The 17,744-nt window shown below is 41.4% G+C and carries 21 protein-coding genes and 1 tRNA gene; 9 read left to right on the top strand and 13 right to left on the bottom strand.

Annotated elements, in window-relative coordinates:
* Window positions 1–10: 10 nt before the first annotated feature.
* The 8 genes from flgG to ACEN2L_RS17925 form a co-directional block, all read right to left on the bottom strand.
* A complete protein-coding gene (gene flgG, locus ACEN2L_RS17960) occupies window positions 11–799 on the bottom strand; it encodes a flagellar basal-body rod protein FlgG (protein WP_306024086.1) in 789 nt (262 codons plus the stop codon).
* A 38-nt stretch (window positions 800–837) separates the two neighbouring features.
* Complete coding sequence (gene flgF / locus ACEN2L_RS17955) at window positions 838–1,581, bottom strand: flagellar basal-body rod protein FlgF (protein ID WP_306024087.1); 744 nt, start codon at window positions 1,579–1,581, stop codon at window positions 838–840.
* Window positions 1,582–1,734: 153 nt separating this feature from the next.
* Entirely contained in the window at window positions 1,735–3,120 is a 1,386-nt protein-coding gene (flgE, locus tag ACEN2L_RS17950) for a flagellar hook protein FlgE (protein WP_306024088.1), read from the bottom strand.
* A 15-nt stretch (window positions 3,121–3,135) separates the two neighbouring features.
* Complete coding sequence (flgD, locus tag ACEN2L_RS17945) at window positions 3,136–3,822, bottom strand: flagellar hook assembly protein FlgD (protein ID WP_306024089.1); 687 nt, start codon at window positions 3,820–3,822, stop codon at window positions 3,136–3,138.
* 49 nt (window positions 3,823–3,871) lie between these two features.
* A complete protein-coding gene (gene flgC, locus ACEN2L_RS17940) occupies window positions 3,872–4,294 on the bottom strand; it encodes a flagellar basal body rod protein FlgC (RefSeq protein ID WP_306024090.1) in 423 nt (140 codons plus the stop codon).
* Entirely contained in the window at window positions 4,294–4,695 is a 402-nt protein-coding gene (gene flgB, locus ACEN2L_RS17935) for a flagellar basal body rod protein FlgB (RefSeq protein WP_306024092.1), read from the bottom strand. The genes flgC and flgB overlap by 1 nt, the downstream gene beginning before the upstream one ends.
* Window positions 4,696–4,789: 94 nt before the next feature.
* Complete coding sequence (locus ACEN2L_RS17930) at window positions 4,790–5,626, bottom strand: CheR family methyltransferase (protein ID WP_306024093.1); 837 nt, start codon at window positions 5,624–5,626, stop codon at window positions 4,790–4,792.
* A gap of 164 nt (window positions 5,627–5,790) precedes the next feature.
* Window positions 5,791–6,720, bottom strand: a complete 930-nt coding sequence (locus tag ACEN2L_RS17925) for a chemotaxis protein CheV (RefSeq protein ID WP_306024095.1) — start codon at window positions 6,718–6,720, stop codon at window positions 5,791–5,793.
* Window positions 6,721–6,895: 175 nt separating this feature from the next.
* Between ACEN2L_RS17925 and flgA the strand changes: the two genes are divergently transcribed.
* The 3 genes from flgA (at window position 6,896) to flgN (ending at window position 8,548) form a co-directional block, all read left to right on the top strand.
* A complete protein-coding gene (gene flgA / locus ACEN2L_RS17920) occupies window positions 6,896–7,606 on the top strand; it encodes a flagellar basal body P-ring formation chaperone FlgA (RefSeq protein WP_441745446.1) in 711 nt (236 codons plus the stop codon).
* A gap of 139 nt (window positions 7,607–7,745) precedes the next feature.
* Window positions 7,746–8,075, top strand: coding sequence for a flagellar biosynthesis anti-sigma factor FlgM (gene flgM, locus ACEN2L_RS17915; protein WP_306024097.1), 330 nt, complete (start codon window positions 7,746–7,748; stop codon window positions 8,073–8,075).
* A 44-nt stretch (window positions 8,076–8,119) separates the two neighbouring features.
* Window positions 8,120–8,548: a flagellar export chaperone FlgN gene (gene flgN / locus ACEN2L_RS17910; RefSeq protein ID WP_306024098.1), complete on the top strand. Its 429-nt coding sequence runs from the start codon at window positions 8,120–8,122 to the stop codon at window positions 8,546–8,548.
* 243 nt (window positions 8,549–8,791) lie between these two features.
* On the opposite strand, the gene ACEN2L_RS17905 is transcribed toward flgN, so the two are convergent.
* Complete coding sequence (locus tag ACEN2L_RS17905) at window positions 8,792–9,256, bottom strand: LPP20 family lipoprotein (protein WP_441745445.1); 465 nt, start codon at window positions 9,254–9,256, stop codon at window positions 8,792–8,794.
* A gap of 287 nt (window positions 9,257–9,543) precedes the next feature.
* On the opposite strand from ACEN2L_RS17905, the gene ACEN2L_RS17900 reads away from it, so the two are divergent.
* Together ACEN2L_RS17900 and ACEN2L_RS17895 are read left to right on the top strand one after the other, a co-directional pair.
* Window positions 9,544–10,680, top strand: coding sequence for a flagellar assembly protein T N-terminal domain-containing protein (locus tag ACEN2L_RS17900; protein WP_441745444.1), 1,137 nt, complete (start codon window positions 9,544–9,546; stop codon window positions 10,678–10,680).
* Window positions 10,681–10,727: 47 nt separating this feature from the next.
* Window positions 10,728–10,802: transfer RNA gene (locus ACEN2L_RS17895), tRNA-Arg, on the top strand.
* Window positions 10,803–11,090: 288 nt separating this feature from the next.
* On the opposite strand, the gene ACEN2L_RS17890 is transcribed toward ACEN2L_RS17895, so the two are convergent.
* Together ACEN2L_RS17890 and ACEN2L_RS17885 are read right to left on the bottom strand one after the other, a co-directional pair.
* Window positions 11,091–11,900 (bottom strand): hypothetical protein, encoded by an 810-nt coding sequence (locus ACEN2L_RS17890; RefSeq protein ID WP_441745443.1) that lies wholly within the window; start codon window positions 11,898–11,900, stop codon window positions 11,091–11,093.
* A 307-nt stretch (window positions 11,901–12,207) separates the two neighbouring features.
* The gene (locus ACEN2L_RS17885) at window positions 12,208–12,654 is read right to left on the bottom strand and encodes a PA2169 family four-helix-bundle protein (protein ID WP_306019992.1); all 447 of its coding nucleotides are present in this window, start codon (window positions 12,652–12,654) and stop codon (window positions 12,208–12,210) included.
* 317 nt (window positions 12,655–12,971) lie between these two features.
* Here ACEN2L_RS17885 and ACEN2L_RS17880 point away from each other — a divergent pair, with 317 nt between their 5' ends.
* From ACEN2L_RS17880 to glpQ, 3 genes are all read left to right on the top strand, one after another.
* Entirely contained in the window at window positions 12,972–13,676 is a 705-nt protein-coding gene (locus ACEN2L_RS17880; protein WP_441745442.1) for a hypothetical protein, read from the top strand.
* A gap of 197 nt (window positions 13,677–13,873) precedes the next feature.
* Window positions 13,874–14,254: a lactoylglutathione lyase gene (gene gloA / locus ACEN2L_RS17875; protein WP_441745441.1), complete on the top strand. Its 381-nt coding sequence runs from the start codon at window positions 13,874–13,876 to the stop codon at window positions 14,252–14,254.
* A gap of 13 nt (window positions 14,255–14,267) precedes the next feature.
* Window positions 14,268–15,266, top strand: a complete 999-nt coding sequence (gene glpQ, locus ACEN2L_RS17870) for a glycerophosphodiester phosphodiesterase (protein ID WP_441745440.1) — start codon at window positions 14,268–14,270, stop codon at window positions 15,264–15,266.
* A gap of 31 nt (window positions 15,267–15,297) precedes the next feature.
* On the opposite strand, the gene ACEN2L_RS17865 is transcribed toward glpQ, so the two are convergent.
* Window positions 15,298–16,176, bottom strand: coding sequence for a flagellar protein MotY (locus tag ACEN2L_RS17865; RefSeq protein WP_441745439.1), 879 nt, complete (start codon window positions 16,174–16,176; stop codon window positions 15,298–15,300).
* 189 nt (window positions 16,177–16,365) lie between these two features.
* Here ACEN2L_RS17865 and rnt point away from each other — a divergent pair, with 189 nt between their 5' ends.
* Window positions 16,366–16,995, top strand: a complete 630-nt coding sequence (gene rnt, locus ACEN2L_RS17860; RefSeq protein WP_306019985.1) for a ribonuclease T — start codon at window positions 16,366–16,368, stop codon at window positions 16,993–16,995.
* A 67-nt stretch (window positions 16,996–17,062) separates the two neighbouring features.
* On the opposite strand, the gene ACEN2L_RS17855 is transcribed toward rnt, so the two are convergent.
* The gene (locus tag ACEN2L_RS17855) at window positions 17,063–17,668 is read right to left on the bottom strand and encodes a peroxiredoxin C (protein ID WP_306019984.1); all 606 of its coding nucleotides are present in this window, start codon (window positions 17,666–17,668) and stop codon (window positions 17,063–17,065) included.
* Window positions 17,669–17,744: the final 76 nt, after the last annotated feature.

The raw sequence follows: 17,744 nt of genomic DNA, 5'->3' as shown, positions 1-17,744 counted from the left end.
CATCATCTCATTAAAGTTGTTGAATAACCTGACCTAACATCTGATCGACGGCAGAAATGACTTTTGAGTTCATTTCGTACAAGCGTTGACTTTCGATTAGGTTAACGAGCTCTTCAGTCACATTGACATTCGACGTTTCTAAGGTCCCTTGACTGATTGAGCCAATGCCCTCCAAGCCAGGTATTCCTTGAATTGGGTTACCACTTACGGCCGTTTCAACATATAGGTTTTGGCCAATAGGTTGCAAACCCGTAGGGTTAATGAAATTAGATAAATTTAACTGCCCTAAAACCGTTGAATCGGCTTGCCCACTGATAGAGACTGACACTTCGCCATCTTGTGAAACCGTTATTTGCTGGGCGTTGTCCGGCACCGTAATGGGCGGTTGCAGCAAAAATCCGGCGCCTGGTGTCACAATCTGACCTTGATCGTTCAAGGTAAATTGGCCGTTACGGGTATACGCTGTGGTGCCGTCAGGTTGTAATATTTCAAAAAAACCACTGCCTTGAATTGACATATCAAGGGCATTATCGGTGGTCAATAAGTTACCTTGTGTATGGGCTTTTTGCGTAGCAACCACTTTACTACCTGCCCCTAACATCAAACCTGAGGGCAATTCAGTGTCTGCCGACGAGCGACCGCCAGGTTGATTGATATTCTGGTAAAGTAAATCTTCAAAAATAGCACGGTCTTTTTTGAACCCTACGGTACTGGCATTTGCTAAGTTATTGGAAATAACAGCCACATCGGTTTGTGCGGCATCTAGACCGGTTTTACTGATCCATAAAGCTGGGTGCATAAATCACCTCCTGTCTTATTTTTACTGCAATTATGCGATTAAATTAGGCGTAATAACTGATTACCGCGCATATCGAGATCTTCAGCTTGTTTCATTAATTTGACTTGCATCTCATAATGCCGTTGTAAGTTGATCATATTGACCATTTCTTCAACTGGATTCACATTGCTGCCCTCTAACATACCGGTGCGAACGCTAACAAAGGGATCTTCTGCGGCCAACTGACCGTCTTTTTGCCGAAACAAACCGTCCTGTCCACGTTCTAATTGTCGTACTTGTGGATTAACGAGCTTTAAGCGCCCTACTTCTTCTAATACTGTTTCTGGCGCCCCTTGCGGTCTAACTGAGATGGTGCCGTCAGAGGCAATATTGATGTTTGATAATGGGATAGGCAGAACCAAGGGACCTCCATCTCCTATAACACTGCGACCAAACGAGTCTTTGAGTTGCCCATTAGGCCCCAATTCAAAACTGCCATTTCGGCTGTAAGCCTCTTGACCATTGGCGTCTTGCACGGCAAACCAACCTTCCCCTTGAATAGCAACATCAAGCTCCCGCTCAGTTTGAATCATGGCGCCGCCAGCGTAATTATTTGAGGGATTCTCGGTCATCGCGAAAACCCGAGTAGGCAGACCTTCGCCATAGGCTGGCATGGCCCGCGCTTGTTCAAGTTGCGCCTTAAATCCATTCGTTTGGGCGTTAGCCAAATTGTTGGCACGAACTGCTGTACCCAAAAAATCTTGAGACGCGCCACTCGCAGCAATGTAAAGCATTTTGTCCATGACAGTTTCTTGACTTAAGTGATAATTACTAATTACTGTGCAAATTGAATGCCATCAGTGAGGATTACTGCGGTACAGCGAATGAAGGCGGGGTTATTGATGACTAAAACAAAAAAGGGCCAGATTAACTGACCCATTTATGGCGAATAAAAACTATCGAATATTAAGAATATTCTGGTTTAACTGGTTGTTAACTTCTAAGGCTCGGGAGTTCGCCTGGAAGTTTCGTTGGGCGATAATCAAATCAATTAGCTCAGTGGTTAGATTTACGTTCGCTTGCTCTAACGCCGAAGAGTTAATATCACCAAAGGTACCGGTAGTGGCCTCACCGGCTAGAGCTTCACCAGATAAAATACTTTCTTGCCATTGGGTATTACTTTTCTGGGTTAAACCCTGATCATTGGCAAAACGGATAAGCGCCACACGTACAATGGGTTCAGAAGTACCATTTGAATAGGTGGCTCGTACCAAACCATCGGGTCCAATGTCGATACCCGTCAACCGCCCTACCGGCAAACCATCTTGCTCTAATGAGGTCACCTCAAAACTCGATGCATATTGAGTGGGCTCATCTGCCACAGCATTCAATGCATCTAAGGTGAAGTTGGTGGTTATAAATTGAGTCGGATCTGAGCCGTTTGACAAAATAGTGCCACCTAAAGAAACAGAGGGAATATCACCGGTAGGAGAAAGTGTTCCGTCCGCATTTTGAATACCAGTGAAATCACCACCACTGCTGAAAATCATTCGAAAAGCAGAAATACCGTTACCTGCGCCCAAGGAACTTTCACCGACTACGTTCGCGCCAGTGGTAGGTGGTACGCCTGGCGTATTCCCTTCTGATTGTAGTGGAAAATCATCCATGTACGTCACACCAACCCATTCATTGGTTGCACTGACATCTTTCATAAAGTAATACGTCATGGTGTGACTGTCGCCTAAAGAATCAAACACCGTCACAGACGTTGCGGCGTTATAGGTAAGGGGATCATCTGGATTAAATAAGTCGATATCTACACCATCATCACCTGCTGGCAGGTTCATTTTCAGAGCAACTTCCGAAGTCGGTTGCGGTGAGCCTGAAGAATCTGGAATGCGCACGGGGATAGTGGTACTTAACGCAACTGACGAAGAGGTCCCATCTGAGTTTACGGGGAAGCCAAGTAGATGGTCACCGTTACTATTTACCACAAAATTTTCAGAGTTTAATTTAAACATCCCTGCGCGCGTAAATGAAAAGTCACGTGAGCCAATCTCTGGCACTGTGCCAAAATAGCCGTTACCGGTTATCGCCAAGTCAAGAGCATTGTTAGTAAATTGCAAGCTGCCTTGAGAAAATTGTTGGGCAACCTCTTGAGTTAATACCCCATCACCGACTTTAGTTTTGCCACCAGCTAATAGAGATTGGGCGTACACATCACCAAATTCAACTCGTGACTCTTTAAAACCTACCGTATTAACGTTAGCGATATTATTCGCCGTTGTATCTAAATCACGTTGCGCTGCGTTTACGCCACTTAATGCTATGTTAAAAGACATGTTTTATCTCTCCTATTAACCGCCGATTTGAATAACGTCATCAAGCTTAACGCTGACTTCACCATCCAAATTAAGAACTATACCTTGGCTACTGCCACCCATACTGACGCTATCAACGTGTCGATTAACTGCAGTAGGTAAAACTTGAGATTCACCGAAGACCTCGCCTTGGGCACGGATCACATAATTGCCGGGCGGCATAATATTTCCTCTTGCGTCAGTACCATCCCAACTAAATTGGATATTTCCTGCCGCTTGGGTGCCCGCATCAATGACCTTAACTAACTCACCTTTTTCATTTTCAATGCTAATTTCAAGGTTTTGCACTGTTTGCTCGTTAATGACCACTCCAGACACACCTTGACCTTCTGTTGACATGTACCCGATATCACCTTGCAACAACACTTGTTGGCCAATTAAGCTTGAGGCTTGTAGCGCTTGATTCGAGGTCATAGAACTGGCGAAACTTTCGAATTTACTATTTAGCTGCTCGATACCATCTGCCATGGTAAAGCTCGTCATTTGTGCCACCATTTGATCATTATCAACAGGCTTAGTGGGATCTTGATTTGCCAATTGCTCAGTAAGCAAAGAAAAGAAATCTTCTTGCGACAGGCGTTGATTGGCATCGTCAGCCACAGCTGGCGTTTCTGGCTGCCAATAGTAGTCGGTACTAAGCCCTTTATTAATGAATGTATCCACGGTTGTTCCTCTATGTAACTTGTTCTAATGCACCGCTAAGGGAGTAACTCTACTGACCTTGGCCTAAACGCAACACGTTTCTGAATACACGCTTAGTGGTATCAGCCACTTGCACATTAGTTTCATAAGCTTTGGATGCTGACATCATGTCAGCCATTTCTTCAACAATATTCACGTTAGGTTTATAGATATAGCCGTTCTCATCAGCCATTGGATGACCGGGGCTGTATTCTATTTGTAGTGGTTTTTGACTCTCAACCACTCCTAATACCTGAACCTTACTGCCTGTCGAAAGGTCGTCAGTTGCGCGTTTAAGTTCAGCGGCAAACACCGGATGACGTGCTTTGTAAGTCGATTCGTAACTGCTGCTTACACTGTTGGCATTGGCAACATTACTGGCCGTTGTGTTTAGACGTACGCTTTGTGCGCTCATTCCAGACGTGGCAATGTCCATTACATTAAATAAACTCATTAGGCTTGACCTCCACTAAGGGCTTTCTTCATGCCCTTAATTTTACCGTTCAAAAATTCCATACCCGCTTCATACCGCAAGCCATTATCTAAAAACGCATTTCTTTCCATTTGCACGTCAACCGTGTTGCCGTCGCCGGTATCAGGCTGATTTGGAACACGATATTGGATATCTCCAGTGCCTTGCATACTGCCTTTTAAATGACGCTCGTTGGTTCGGGTTAAATTATGTTCTCTGGCAAACTGAGCGCTTTTCATGACTTTTTGAAAATCTAAATCTCGCGCTTTGTAGCCTGGAGTATTCGCATTGGCTAGGTTTCCGGCAATGATCTCCATGCGATCTGTGCGCACTTGCATTGCCTTGTGATGAAAGCCCATCAGTTTATCTAAGCTAATTGCCATGTATCTCTCCTCAGTTGTAGGAGATGTAGCAAAGCCTATGCCATAAACTATATTTTTGCAGCAGGATTAGAAAAGTAGCAGGAAGAGCGAGGATTTATTTCGATTTTTTTACGTAATAGAGGCCAGGACTGCAGCGAACCATAGAAAAATGCTCAATTAAATCAGATATAGATTCAGATGCGCCAACAAATAAAATGCCGTCTTCTTGCAGGCAAGCGGCAATTTTCTGCAGTATCTGTTTTTTCACTTGTGGTGAAAAGTAAATGAGAACGTTCCGACAAAAAATAATGTCGAAGCGACCTAAAGAAGAATAACTGTCTAGTAGATTAAATTGACGGAAAGAAGCCATTGCCTTTAAGTGTGCTTTGACTTGATATCTGTTTTGCTCAGTAGGCTCAAAGTATTCCTGCTTGAGGGACTCGGATAAGCCACGAGACAATGCAAGATGATCATACTCAGCTAAACGACACTTCTGCAACATTTCTTCAGATATATCGGTGCCTAAAATTTGCGCTCCAGCGCGCAAGCTGCCTGCATTTTTCTTTTGAAAATTAGCGATGGTCATGGCAATGGAATAGGCTTCTTGACCAGACGAACAGGCCGCACTCCATATTTTTAAAGGTGAGCTATTTCTCTGATATTTAGGCAGTATTTCATTTTCGAGTAAGCTAAAAGGGTAAGTATCTCTGAACCACAAGGTTTCATTGGTGGTCATTGCTTCAATCGCAACCAACTGCGCCTTGCGGTCTTGTTTGATCACAATTTTTTCAATAAGTTGATCAAGTGACTCTGTTCCCTGCGATTTTACGTGGGCTGCAAGCCGACTTTTCACTAAATATTGTTTGTTATCACCGAGCACGATACCGCTCGCTTTTTCCAAAAATTGGCTAAACAAACGGTAATTTTGATCACTAAATTGGTTTTCGAGCACCTGACATCCTTCATCTACGATAGTTGTTTTACAAACACACACGTTCACTTCTATAGACGACTCAATCCGAGACTGACTGCTTCAGCAAATTAAACGCACTACCTTTAATAACGCCTTAGCTGCTTGAGCTACCTACAGAATAAAACGAGTACCGAATAAAACAATTATTCGTTACCAAACCACTTTAATACAGATGTGGCGAGTTCGTCAGGATTGAACTTGGCAATAAAGTCATCTGCACCCACTTTCTGAACCATCGCTTGGTTAAACACACCACTTAGGGAAGTATGCAAGATAACATGTAGATTTTTTAGTTCAGGAGTGTTCCGAATTTCTGCGGTCAATGTGTACCCATCCATTTCGGGCATTTCAATATCTGACACTAACACACCAACGCGGTTGGTTATATCGCCATATTCGGCAGCGATTTCTTTTAAGCGATTTAATGCTTCTTGGCCATTTTTGGCCATCTCAATTTCAAGGCCTAGTGCAGATAATGCTTTTTTAACTTGATTACGAGCCACAGAAGAATCGTCAGCGATAAAAATAATCTTTTGCTGTTTGCCTTCGTCTTCAACTTTCCATTTCTCATTACCATCATCACTTAGATCAGTATTAACAGGAGAAATGTCATTCAGGATTTTTTCTACGTCCAAAATTTCAATAAGTTCGTTTTCAATTTCAGTTACTGCCGTTAAGTAACTGGCTCTGCCACTGCCTTTAGGTGGCGGCATAATAGATGCCCAATTTGTGTTAATTATCCGCTCAACTGAGCCAACCAAAAAACCTTGTACTGAACCGTTGTATTCGGCAATGATCACAAAGGCAGATTTTAGGTCTTCGATTCTCTTCCCCCCAGTAGCAAGGCTCATATCAATAACAGAAATGGTCTGGCCCCGGATATGAGCAATACCCCTGACCAAACTATTCAGTTTCGGCATGGAGGTAAGCGGCGGACATTGGAGAACTTCTCTCACTTTGAAAACGTTAATACCAAACCGTTGTCTGGAATTGAGCTTGAAAAGTAGCAGCTCCAATCTGTTTTCACCAACCAACTGCGTACGCTGATTGACCGAGTTTAGAATTTCAGACATGTAAGACTCCAATATAAATTAAAACGGCTCAACTTTTGCTTCTACCGAAGAAACAGTCAACATTTTTGCTATTGACGACATAATTCCAACAGTTTGTCGCTACAGTGCCCAAATATTGACACCCAAGGTTAATAGCCAACAGCCATTAGCATAGACAACTTGCAAACAAGTGAACATGAAAAAATTAAATAATTACTTGGTATTCGCTAAAATTTTTACATTTTCTTTTGTCCTGCCTACTTTTATAACGGCGGCAGATGACAATTATTTAGATAATCAGCGCTTAGTTACACAAGCAGAGCAATTTATCATGGCGCAATTGGCGAATGACTCAGCCAATCAGATCAAGGTTGAAGGTTCGCCTATTGACGAGCGCATTACCATCCCCGCTTGTAGCCAAGAGCTAGATTTTTTAGTGAGTCCAGAAGCACTTTACCAGTCCAACATCACAGTCAAAGCCCAATGTCCTGCCAGTAATTGGTATATGTTTTTGATGGTCAAAGCGACTGAAATTCAACCCGTCGTTGTAGTTACCAGTGCACTTAGCCCTGGCACTTTGTTAAATGAAGGTAATTTGCAAGTCGTTGAAATGGATAAAAAACGCATGAGAAGCACCACATTTACCGATATATCAAGTCTAGTAGGCGCTAGAGTAAAACGCCGATTGATGTCTGGTCGCCCCATTGAGCCTAATGATTTATGTTTTGTGTGTGAAGGTGATAGCGTGGTAATTAGCGCTGGTTTAGCTAACATGGAAATAAAAACCAATGGTGTAGCCTTAGAAGACGGCAATATTGGCGAAACCATCAGGGTTAAAAACAGCCACTCAAACATAAACTTAACTGCTCAAGTAGTTACAACTAATCAGGTACGGGTTAATTTATAGTTTTTTGGCTTGGTGCCGATAAAGCTTCTAGGTGCACATACACTAAATACGTTATTATCGTAAATAATTACTAAAGAAACCCTCTTACCAGTCGATACAATGGATGAGGAAAGGTTAAGGTAAATGGGGAAATAGAGTTATGGCTATTAATAATGTGAATAACGGTGGCGTAAAAAGTCCCATCGATAATCAAAAGTTGAGTCAACAACAAACACTCAACAACACGACTAATCAAGCTGAAAGCCAGAAAGCGGCCAGCGCGACTAACCGTCAAGATTCTGTTTCGTTGACGCAATCCGCTCAGCAATTAGTGCAAGTGCAGCGCAAAGGGACCGAGGCACCTATTAACCAAGAAAAAGTTGATCGAATCAAGAAAGCGATCCAAAGTGGTCAATATAGTGTCAATCCTGAAGCTTTGGCAAAAAAGATTGCTAACATGGAATCAGAATTATTTGGTACTAAGGCGTAATGGCTTCATAATAAAATTTCAATGAAACCAATGCGCCAAGGCCGATGAATAATATAAAAGAAGCAATATCAGTCCAGAACAGTCAACTTGAACAACTTCAGCTTGTACTTGAGAATGAACTTCATTTGATAAGCACGCGCGATCCCGAGTCTTTACTTAACTTACTCAAGACAAAAGAATCTCTCCTAGACGCAATTCAAGAGCAAGACAGTGTTATCGCGCGCTTATACGGCAAGTTAAGCGATGAGGAGAAGCAAGAAGCGTCCCTCACGCAATTGTTTGATATAGCTAAGAACATGGTCAATCAATGTAAATACCGCACTTCTATCAATCAGACTGCCGTTGAACAAGGGCAGCTTCGTCTCGAACATTTACGGACTTTATTGTTAGAATCAAGGGCTAAAGAGTCATTAACTTACGACAAAAGTGGACGTACAAGAGGTGGCAGTTCAGGAAAAGGCATTAACGCCTAGTTTTTTCAGTCACTAAATTGACGAAATGCCAAATACCTTATTGGCATTTTACGAGCTTCACCTGACTAGGGCGTGTTGACTTTTGGTGTGTGTTTTTGCAGCGGGTTGTGCGGTACTTATACAATAAAGCACGAGCGCGGTGTAGTTATTCTACATGAGCGAGTGATGAAGCAGTAAAAATGCTGCACAAACGCTTAACATCCGTTACGGACCCGAAGGGTTCAACCCAAAGGTCATCACGCCCTAGTAATAACGAACTTTTTTGACTCGCTGTGGTTTGGCAGTTGATAAATAGATGTCGTGCACTAATTTAAAGTCTAGCTCCAGTTCTGTGGCGTACGTATCGTTTCCCACTGGATAGCTTTTAATGACTTTAGCCCCGCGAATCACTCCTTGCACCGAGCTGCTCAACCTAGCATCGTCCAGCACAAGGTTCGCCAAAAGTTGTTCTCCATCCACTTTTTGACCAAAAACCTGTTCAGCTAATTCGCGATACGCATCTAATTTAGAAGCTTTAAGTGCCATTAACATTTTATTCGCTTCGTTTTGCCCTTTTTGCGCCGATATAGGCGCATAGCCAACCGCTTTAATAATCGGATATTCAGTAGGTTCGATCGTTTCCCATTCAACCTGTTTAGTCAAAAAACTGGAACAGGAAGCAGTGCATACAGCCAAAACTACAGCGGTGATTTTAAGGTAGTAATTCATAGTGTTTCCATTAAAGCTAATGGCATGCGTAAACATGGCCATTTTGATTTAAATGTAACTGCCAATAGTTTGTCGCAAGTCCGAACAGGATAAATTAACTGCAAGTTGTATACCCAATTCAAGAAAATACGTGACTGTTTTTTTCTGCCAAAAAACTAGGGTAAAAAAGGTATGATTTGTGCTTAATACTACATGTAGCTAAATATCGTTAACTATGGCGATATCAATCGGCTGTTACTTGCAATTCCGATTTTATGTAACATAAATCCTATACGCTCAGGACCCCTATGCGCAAACTAACAATGTTAATTGGCTCACTGTTTTTTAGCCTAACAAGTCAAGCAACTTGGTATGAAAGCAGTGGCCAGGCAGTAATCAGAAACGGAGACTTACACCAAGCACGTCATGCAGCGACACAAGAAGCAATTAAACAAGCGCTGTTATTCGCCGGTGCGTCTATTCAAAGTGTGCAACGACTAACCAATGGATTACTGCTGGACGACAGTATTGAGATAAGAAGCTCAGGCGAAGTGGAAAACATTGAACTTATTGATGAAAAAAACGACGGTGATATTCTTACTGTTAGTATTCGTGCTGATATTTTTCCTCAAACCATTAATTGCCGAGCAGCTGACTATCAAAAATCCATCACAACAGCATGGTATCCCATTAAACATCGTCAGCAAGCAGCTGTTGGCCAACTTTTTGACTTCGGCCAAGAAGTGGCGAACAAGTTTCAACGGCAATTTAATCAACAAGCCCACAGTACTCTTATCACCCGTGTTGAACCCTATTATTTATCTTTAAACAATCGAGGAACTTCGGCCATTGAATTGGCCAAAAAGACAAATTCACAATACGTACTGGTTGGTGAAATCCTCGAATTTTCGACCATCGAAACCACTGGCAATAATCTGATGTTTTGGCAAAGTCGACAATTTAGCCGGGACTTTACGCTGTCTCTTTCCGTGTTTGACGGTAACACGGGCGAGCACATATTTGATGAACAGAAATCTATGACGACGAGTTGGGACTTTGACACACACCAAACCATAGATCAAAGTAGCTCACAATTATGGCAGTCGGAATTTGGCATACAGTTACAGTCAATGTTACAAACATTTACCAACGAAATAGATTCAACGTTAGCTTGCATACCGGCTTATGGGCGGGTTCTCTATGTAAATAATGATCAAATTAATATTAATCTTGGCCAACAAAATGGTGTTAAAAAAGGAGACCGACTGACTTTATTTCAAATGAACCAATTTTTTGACACTGCCGGCAACATCCATCAGCAGTATTTACTGCACCCAGAGGCGATAATAGTTAAGCAAGCCTATACAAATACCGCTGTCGTTGCTTCTCAATCAGGCGCCCCATTGCCTAATATTCAAGCAAACGACTTTGTCGCTCGCAGGTAAAGGTTTAAATAAGCGCTAGCGTGTTACATAATGCTTCGCGCAACTGCGTCCTCATAGTTTAATGGATAAAACAAGCCCCTCCTAAGGGCTAGATCTTGGTTCGATTCCAGGTGGGGACGCCATTCTACATTATCACCATATACCCTTGTTAACCTAAAAGCATTTAAACCATTTAAAAACAAGGCCTGCAGGCCGATTCACTAATCTTTATTCTTAATCAAAATAGGCTGTTTTTTATGTTTACTGATACACATCAGTAGCACATGTCTCTGAATTTTAATTAAGAACGTTAAAAAGCTAAGTAACAATTTTAATCGCTTGGCACTTTAACTTGTTTAGATGGTGTGTTTGTGCGATTGCCTAACGATAAGAATACGGCTGAGAAATATGCTTTAAGTTAGCTGCCTATCTTAATGCTTTGCTTTTTTTATCAGAATTTTTTCTGCTTGCTCAATATTAATAGCATAAGTGTTTCCGCCAATACCGTTAAACTCTTCATCAGTGAATACAATGTTATTGTTATCATAAAACGTCACCGCTTCTTTTTGAGTGACAATACCGAGGTCGATTCGAGATACATCTCCAGAGAAGAACTGATCCCCTTTAAAATTTTCGAAGAGCCAAATGCTAGTAGAATCTAATAAAACTAACTTACTGTTATCTGGACTTAATGCAGCTGATGTTATCCAGCATAATTTTTCCATGGTGGTACACGTCTTAAAGGAACCAATAAGTTCGGCATCAAAATTGGCAGCGTGATCCCCTACTTTATATAAATTAGTAATGCCATCGAATGGCTCTGTGCGGTTTTTGGTAAATAAATAGAGGTGCCTACCAAAAGCCACAAAGGCCTCTAAGTCGAAGTTATATTGATTCGGTTTTAAGGGATCGGTGCCGAGTTCTGGGTAGGTAAATTTAATAATTTCAGCTTCGGTTGTGTTTGCTTTGATGTAAATTGGATTTTCTATTTTGTAGATGGTCAACCATCTACGTTGATTATCGTTGTTGCCAAAGTCACCTAAGAAGAAATGCCCTGATTTATTTTGCGTCATATCTTCCCAATCTATATTTTTAGCATTGGTAATCAATATCTCTTTTTCAACTCTGCCATTCTTATTTAATCGATACAGTTTTGGCTCATCTCCGCCATCATTAATTGCCCACAGGCGCTGGTGCTTATCAAATTCAATACCTGATATTTCACGGAGTTTAGGATCCACTGATATTTGCTTTTTACTGTACAAGGTATAAATAGAGTTAATAACAAAAGTGGCAATCACGAAAAAGGATATCGAAAATAAGATAAGAAGTGGTCGTTTGGCCATAATGTGCAAATTAAACAGTGCCGATAAGGCAGTATATTATTACTGATAGAAACATTGAATGGAACATATTAAAGCTCTCTGTCGATATCCACTTTAGAAAAGCGTTCGCCTTTTTTAGCGTAGTAATCCATTTATATGTCGTGAGCCTTTCATGTGAAAAAAAGCCGCTCAAATACCAACTTCAGCGGCTTTTTTTAGGGAGTTAAGACGTCAGTTCTTGTAATGTTTTCATCTCATCGTGTGACATTTTTGCATCTTTTAACACACCAAGCAGTAGCTGTTTCACTGCAAGAGGCTGCTCGTGTTCAAGGGCATCTCTAATGACTTCCAATGTTTTATCTTCTACTTCTTCTAACTGCTCAACATAGGTGTGATCAGTGTCAGATGACATCGCCCCAAGTAGTTTAGTGTAAAGCTTTCTTATATCGATGGTGATGGCCGTATCTTTTTCAACTTCCCCCTGCTCTTCAATTGCGAAGGGTTGCAACATCGCTACAGCATGACGCTTTTGCAATATCAGGCGGCCAAACATTGTTTTAAGACTTTGAGAGTCGACTTTTTCCAATGCTTCTTCGTAAAAACTAATGCCGCCGTTTAAGACTTTAATAATATCCGTTACTTTCTCAACTTGTTTGATTTCAGCTTGCATATTCATCTCCTTTTTCTATTAAAAATAGTTGTATTGTGATGACAACAAAACAGGTACCGAGTTTGTCAATAACGAAGATTGCAAAAGACAAACCAAAAGTTGAGCTGCAGAGTCAATCCCTTAAAAACCAAGCAATACAGCATTTTATTCACTTGCTAGTCTGCCATCTAAGCTCACTTTTTCTTGGGTGAATTACTGCGCTTTTTTCAGTATCATTGTAAGTTTTTCACACAGTGAATATTTATCTTAAGTCGTTGACAGGTAGATTTTTACTGTTATAAGTCGCCTAGGTTTTAGGTCAGTAAAAGGACAACATCTTGAATAAAAATATTCTTACAAATGGTTTAGCGCTACTGATGACGCTAATAGGGTTTGGTTTTAATAATGACGTGATTAAAACGATGGGTTTATTTGCGCTGTCAGGGGCAATAACTAATTGGTTAGCTATCCATATGCTGTTTGAAAAAGTACCGGGGCTATATGGTTCAGGGGTTATACCCCAGCACTTCGAGGATTTTAAAAACGGTATCCGTAATCTAATCATGGAGCAGTTTTTTACTGCTGAAAACATCCAACGCTTTATGGCTGATAGCGGTCATTCCGCAAATCTTAACTTTAAGCCCATTTTGCAAAAAGTCGATTTGGCTCCAACTTTTGATTCATTGGTGGCGGTTATCCAAGCGTCGTCTTTTGGCCAAATGTTAGGTATGTTTGGTGGCGTGCAAGCCCTTGAACCACTAAAACAGCCTTTTATGGATAAAATGTTGCACTCGCTACAAGAGATTGCCGACGATCCGGCTTTTATGGCTTTGGTAAGGGAGGAACTCAAACAAGCAGATGTGCAAGATGAACTACAAGTTAAGATAAGCAATATCGTTGAGCAACGCCTCAACGAACTCACTCCGCAAATTGTTAAAGAAATAGTGCAAAAGATGATCAAACAGCACTTAGGCTGGCTAGTGGTATGGGGCGGAGTATTCGGTGGCTTAATTGGGTTGCTAACAGTATTGGCACCTTTTTAACAGACTGACTCGTAGTATCTCACCAGGCACAGTGTCTTAGAGTAAAGCCAACTTTAAGCGCACTTCTTTCTTTCGTATTAACGCGTATTTGTCACAATTTTGCTGTACAAATATGCGTTTAATCCTACCTAACATCGCAAAAAGATACAAAAAATGCGATGCTTAGATACTTTTCAAGTTAACACTATAGGAATGTTATGCGTTTACTTCACACAATGCTGCGCGTCGGAAACCTCGAGCGCTCAATTACTTTTTATACCGAGTTGTTAGGCATGAAATTGCTTCGTCAAAGTGATAACACCCAATACAAATACACTCTGGCCTTTATTGGCTATGGAGAAGAAGATGCTAATACTGTCTTAGAGCTTACCTACAATTGGGGCACTGAGTCTTATGATTTGGGTAATGCCTATGGTCATATTGCTATTGGAGTAGACGATATTTATGGCATCTGTGCCAAACTAGAAGCCAAAGGTGCTGAGGTCTACAGAAAACCGGGGCCTGTGCTTGGTGGCGATACAGTTATCGCCTTTGTGCGCGATCCTGATGGCTATGCTATTGAACTCATTGCAGATTAAAAAAGGATATTCTATGAAGCTGCAACTTTTAAGTTTTCTTTTAGCGTCGGGGATTATATCAACAAGTATTGCCGAGCCCTTAGTTATTGCTCACCGCGGCGCATCAGGCTATTTGCCTGAGCATACACTAGAAGCTGTCACTCTAGCCTATGCACAGGGTGCTGACTTCATCGAGCAAGATCTCGTTTTAAGTAAAGATTTAGTGCCTGTGGTATTGCACGATATTCATTTAGATACGGTAAGTGACGTTGCAAATAAATATCCGAGCCGTCATCGAGATGACGGCCGTTATTATGCCCTCGACTTTACTCTTGCTGAACTTAAAACCTTAGACATACATGAAAGAAGCGAACTAAATGGCAAGCAAGTCTTTCCTCATCGCTACCAAGGTAAGGCATCTTTTAAAATAGCGACCTTTGTTGAAGAGCTAGAACTCATCGCCCAATTAAATCGACAGTTTAATCGCCAAGTCGGCTACTACCCTGAGATTAAATCTCCAGCATGGCATCAACAACAAGGGGTAGATATTAGCAAAATTGTATTGACTATATTGCGTGAACATAGTTTAGATGACCCCAACAAAGCCATTTATGTGCAGTGTTTTGACTTTGCAGAACTTAAACGTCTTCGTTTAGAACTTGGGGCCAACGTTAAATTAATCCAATTGATTGGCGACAATAGTTGGGGTGAAGCAGACACAGATTATACTGCCCTGCAAACCCCAAAAATGTTAGCAGAAATAGCAAAATACGCTCAAGGGATTGGCCCTTGGTTACCTCAAGTGTTTGACCTTAAAGTAGGTAAGCCCACTGGTTTGGTTAAAAATGCTCATAATGTGGGTTTACAGGTACATCCTTACACATTTAGACAAGATGCCCTACCTGAAGGTGTATCAAGCGAGCAAATTTTGTCAATATTGTTTCAGCAAGTCAAAGTCGATGGCCTATTTACTGATTTCACCGACACTGTCGTAAATTTTCTTGCCAAGCAGAAAGCAAAAAATCCCAGTTAAAGGATTTTTTACGTTGCTCGCTGTTACTAATTTAGGGCTTTGACATACGCACCACTACGCGTCTGTTCAAGGCTCTAGTCGATTCATTGGTATTGGGTGAAATATGTCTGCGCTCACCATGCCCAGTGACATCAATACGCTCAGAAGCTACGCCCAGTTCACTAAAGAAGGTTTTAACTTCTACTGCCCGTTCAACCGAAACTTTTTGATTCACCCCTGGCGCGCCGTAACTGTCAGTATAACCATCTACCAACACTAACTCTAAATCTTGATCTTCTTTTAAATATTCGGCGATCATACTTAAACGCTGCTTTGAATACTTTGTTAATTCAGTTGAACCAAAATTAAAATTAAGAACGGTATAGGCGATATCGTCAAAACCGTAGGGTAATAAATTAGCCACACACTGAGCAAACTCGTGGTATGCCACAGTAAAATTACTGGCATTAAGCCCCACGGCGACCTGATCATATTGGTTATACCAATCTTGATAATAAATAGTGGGCCAGTAGCCCTTTTCCAACTCGGATAACATTGTCCAAGCAGCTTGTTCAGGCAAATCGCCATTATACTGTTTACGTATCGTCATGTCGGCGATCGTCTTTGAGGCTTGACCAGGCATCCACTTAGGTGGAACCGAGTAAACAGCGGCGACACCATAGTTTTTTGGCAACTGCAACATGTCTAACTCAAATTCCATATTTAGTTGCTTGGAAGCCATACTAGTGAAAATCGCTTTCCCATATCCTGGTAGCTCATGGCTTAACGAACACTGAAGTCGATTAGGATTTTTAAGCTGCCAACTTGAGGTCTCAACCTTTGCAGAATATTGGCGCAAAGCAGCCCACGAATTTAACGGCAACAGCGCAATACAAAGCCAAAGTATACTTTTATGAGTATTCATTTTCATGTGGTTAACATCCTCACTACAATGCTCTTTTATCGGCCAAAGACACTTTTTATTTAACTATAATTACGCAACAAGTGCCTTGAACTACTTAGTTTGGCTGAGTATTTATCACTTGTAAAAGGCTTTTACACTAGCACCCTCGCCTGTTAATTGACATAATCGCGCCACTTCATACTGCAATAGGTTTACATGTCTGAGTCACACTGTTTAATAAAAAATCGTTTTCGGGGATATTTTCCAGTGGTGGTCGATGTAGAGACTGCTGGGTTTAATGCAAAAACCGATGCCTTGTTAGAAATTGCGGCAGTTACTTTAAAAATGGACGAAAAAGGCTTTTTACATCCTGATAAAACATTTCACCACCACGTAGAACCTTTTGAAGGCGCTAATTTAGAAAAAGCGGCCCTCGAATTTAACGGTATCGACCCTTATTGCGCTTTACGGGGCGCTATTAATGAATCAGAGGCCATGAAAGAGTTATGTAAAAATGTGCGCAAAGAGCAAAAAGATGCAGACTGTCAGCGCTCAATCATCGTTGCCCACAATGCCGCCTTCGATCAAAGTTTTGTGAATGCCGCAATCGAACGAAGTCACATAAAACGTACGCCTTTTCATCCTTTTGTTTCTTTTGATACGACTACCCTAGCCGGACTCGCTTTAGGCCAAACCGTATTAGTAAAAGCCTGTATGGCTGCAGGTATTGCCTTTGATCAAAAAGAGGCCCATTCAGCCTTATACGATACGCAAAAAACAGCAGAGTTATTTTGTTTTATTGTCAACAAATGGAAATCTTTAGGCGGTCTCGCCCTCGATCTTTAAAGCCTGCTTCGTCAAAATCTAGCCAAAAAAAACCGCTGAAAAATTCAGCGGTTTATTCAATTACTCATTAAAGACTATCAGCGTTTTCTGACAAATAACTGGCTACACCAGCAGGACTGTCAACCATACCTTTTTTACCTTCAGTCCAGCCCGCAGGACAAACTTCACCGTGTTCTTCGTGGAAATTAAGCGCGTCAACCATACGCAACATTTCATCAATATTACGGCCAAGAGGTAAGTCATTCACTACTTGATGACGTACAACACCTTTATCATCTACCAAGAAAGAACCGCGGAAAGCGATGCCCGCATCAGGATGTTCAACATCATAGGCCTGACAAATTTCGTGTTTAACATCGGCTACTAAGGTGTATTTAACTGGACCAATACCGCCATCGTTGATAGCAGTGTTACGCCATGCGTTGTGGCTGAATTGAGAGTCAATTGATACACCAATGACTTCTACACCTCGTTTTTTAAATTCGTCGTAACGCTTATCAAAAGCAATCAATTCAGAAGGGCATACAAAAGTAAAATCTAAAGGGTAAAAGAAAATAACGGCTTTCTTACCTTTAATAGCTTCACTTAAAGTGAAGTTTTCAACAATTTCACCACTACCTAGTACGGCTGCGGCAGTAAAATCTGGTGCAGGGCGGCTTACTAATACACTCATTTTATTCTCCTTTTTTGGGTTAACTAATTCTTGTTAGTATCGCTGTTTTTACTAGCAGCACTTTACTAATCCATGA

The organism is Flavobacterium sp. W21_SRS_FM6, assembly GCF_052119645.1.
In the GTDB taxonomy this organism is placed as follows: domain Bacteria; phylum Pseudomonadota; class Gammaproteobacteria; order Enterobacterales; family Alteromonadaceae; genus Paraglaciecola.
This window is presented reverse-complemented; position numbering and strand designations above follow the sequence as displayed.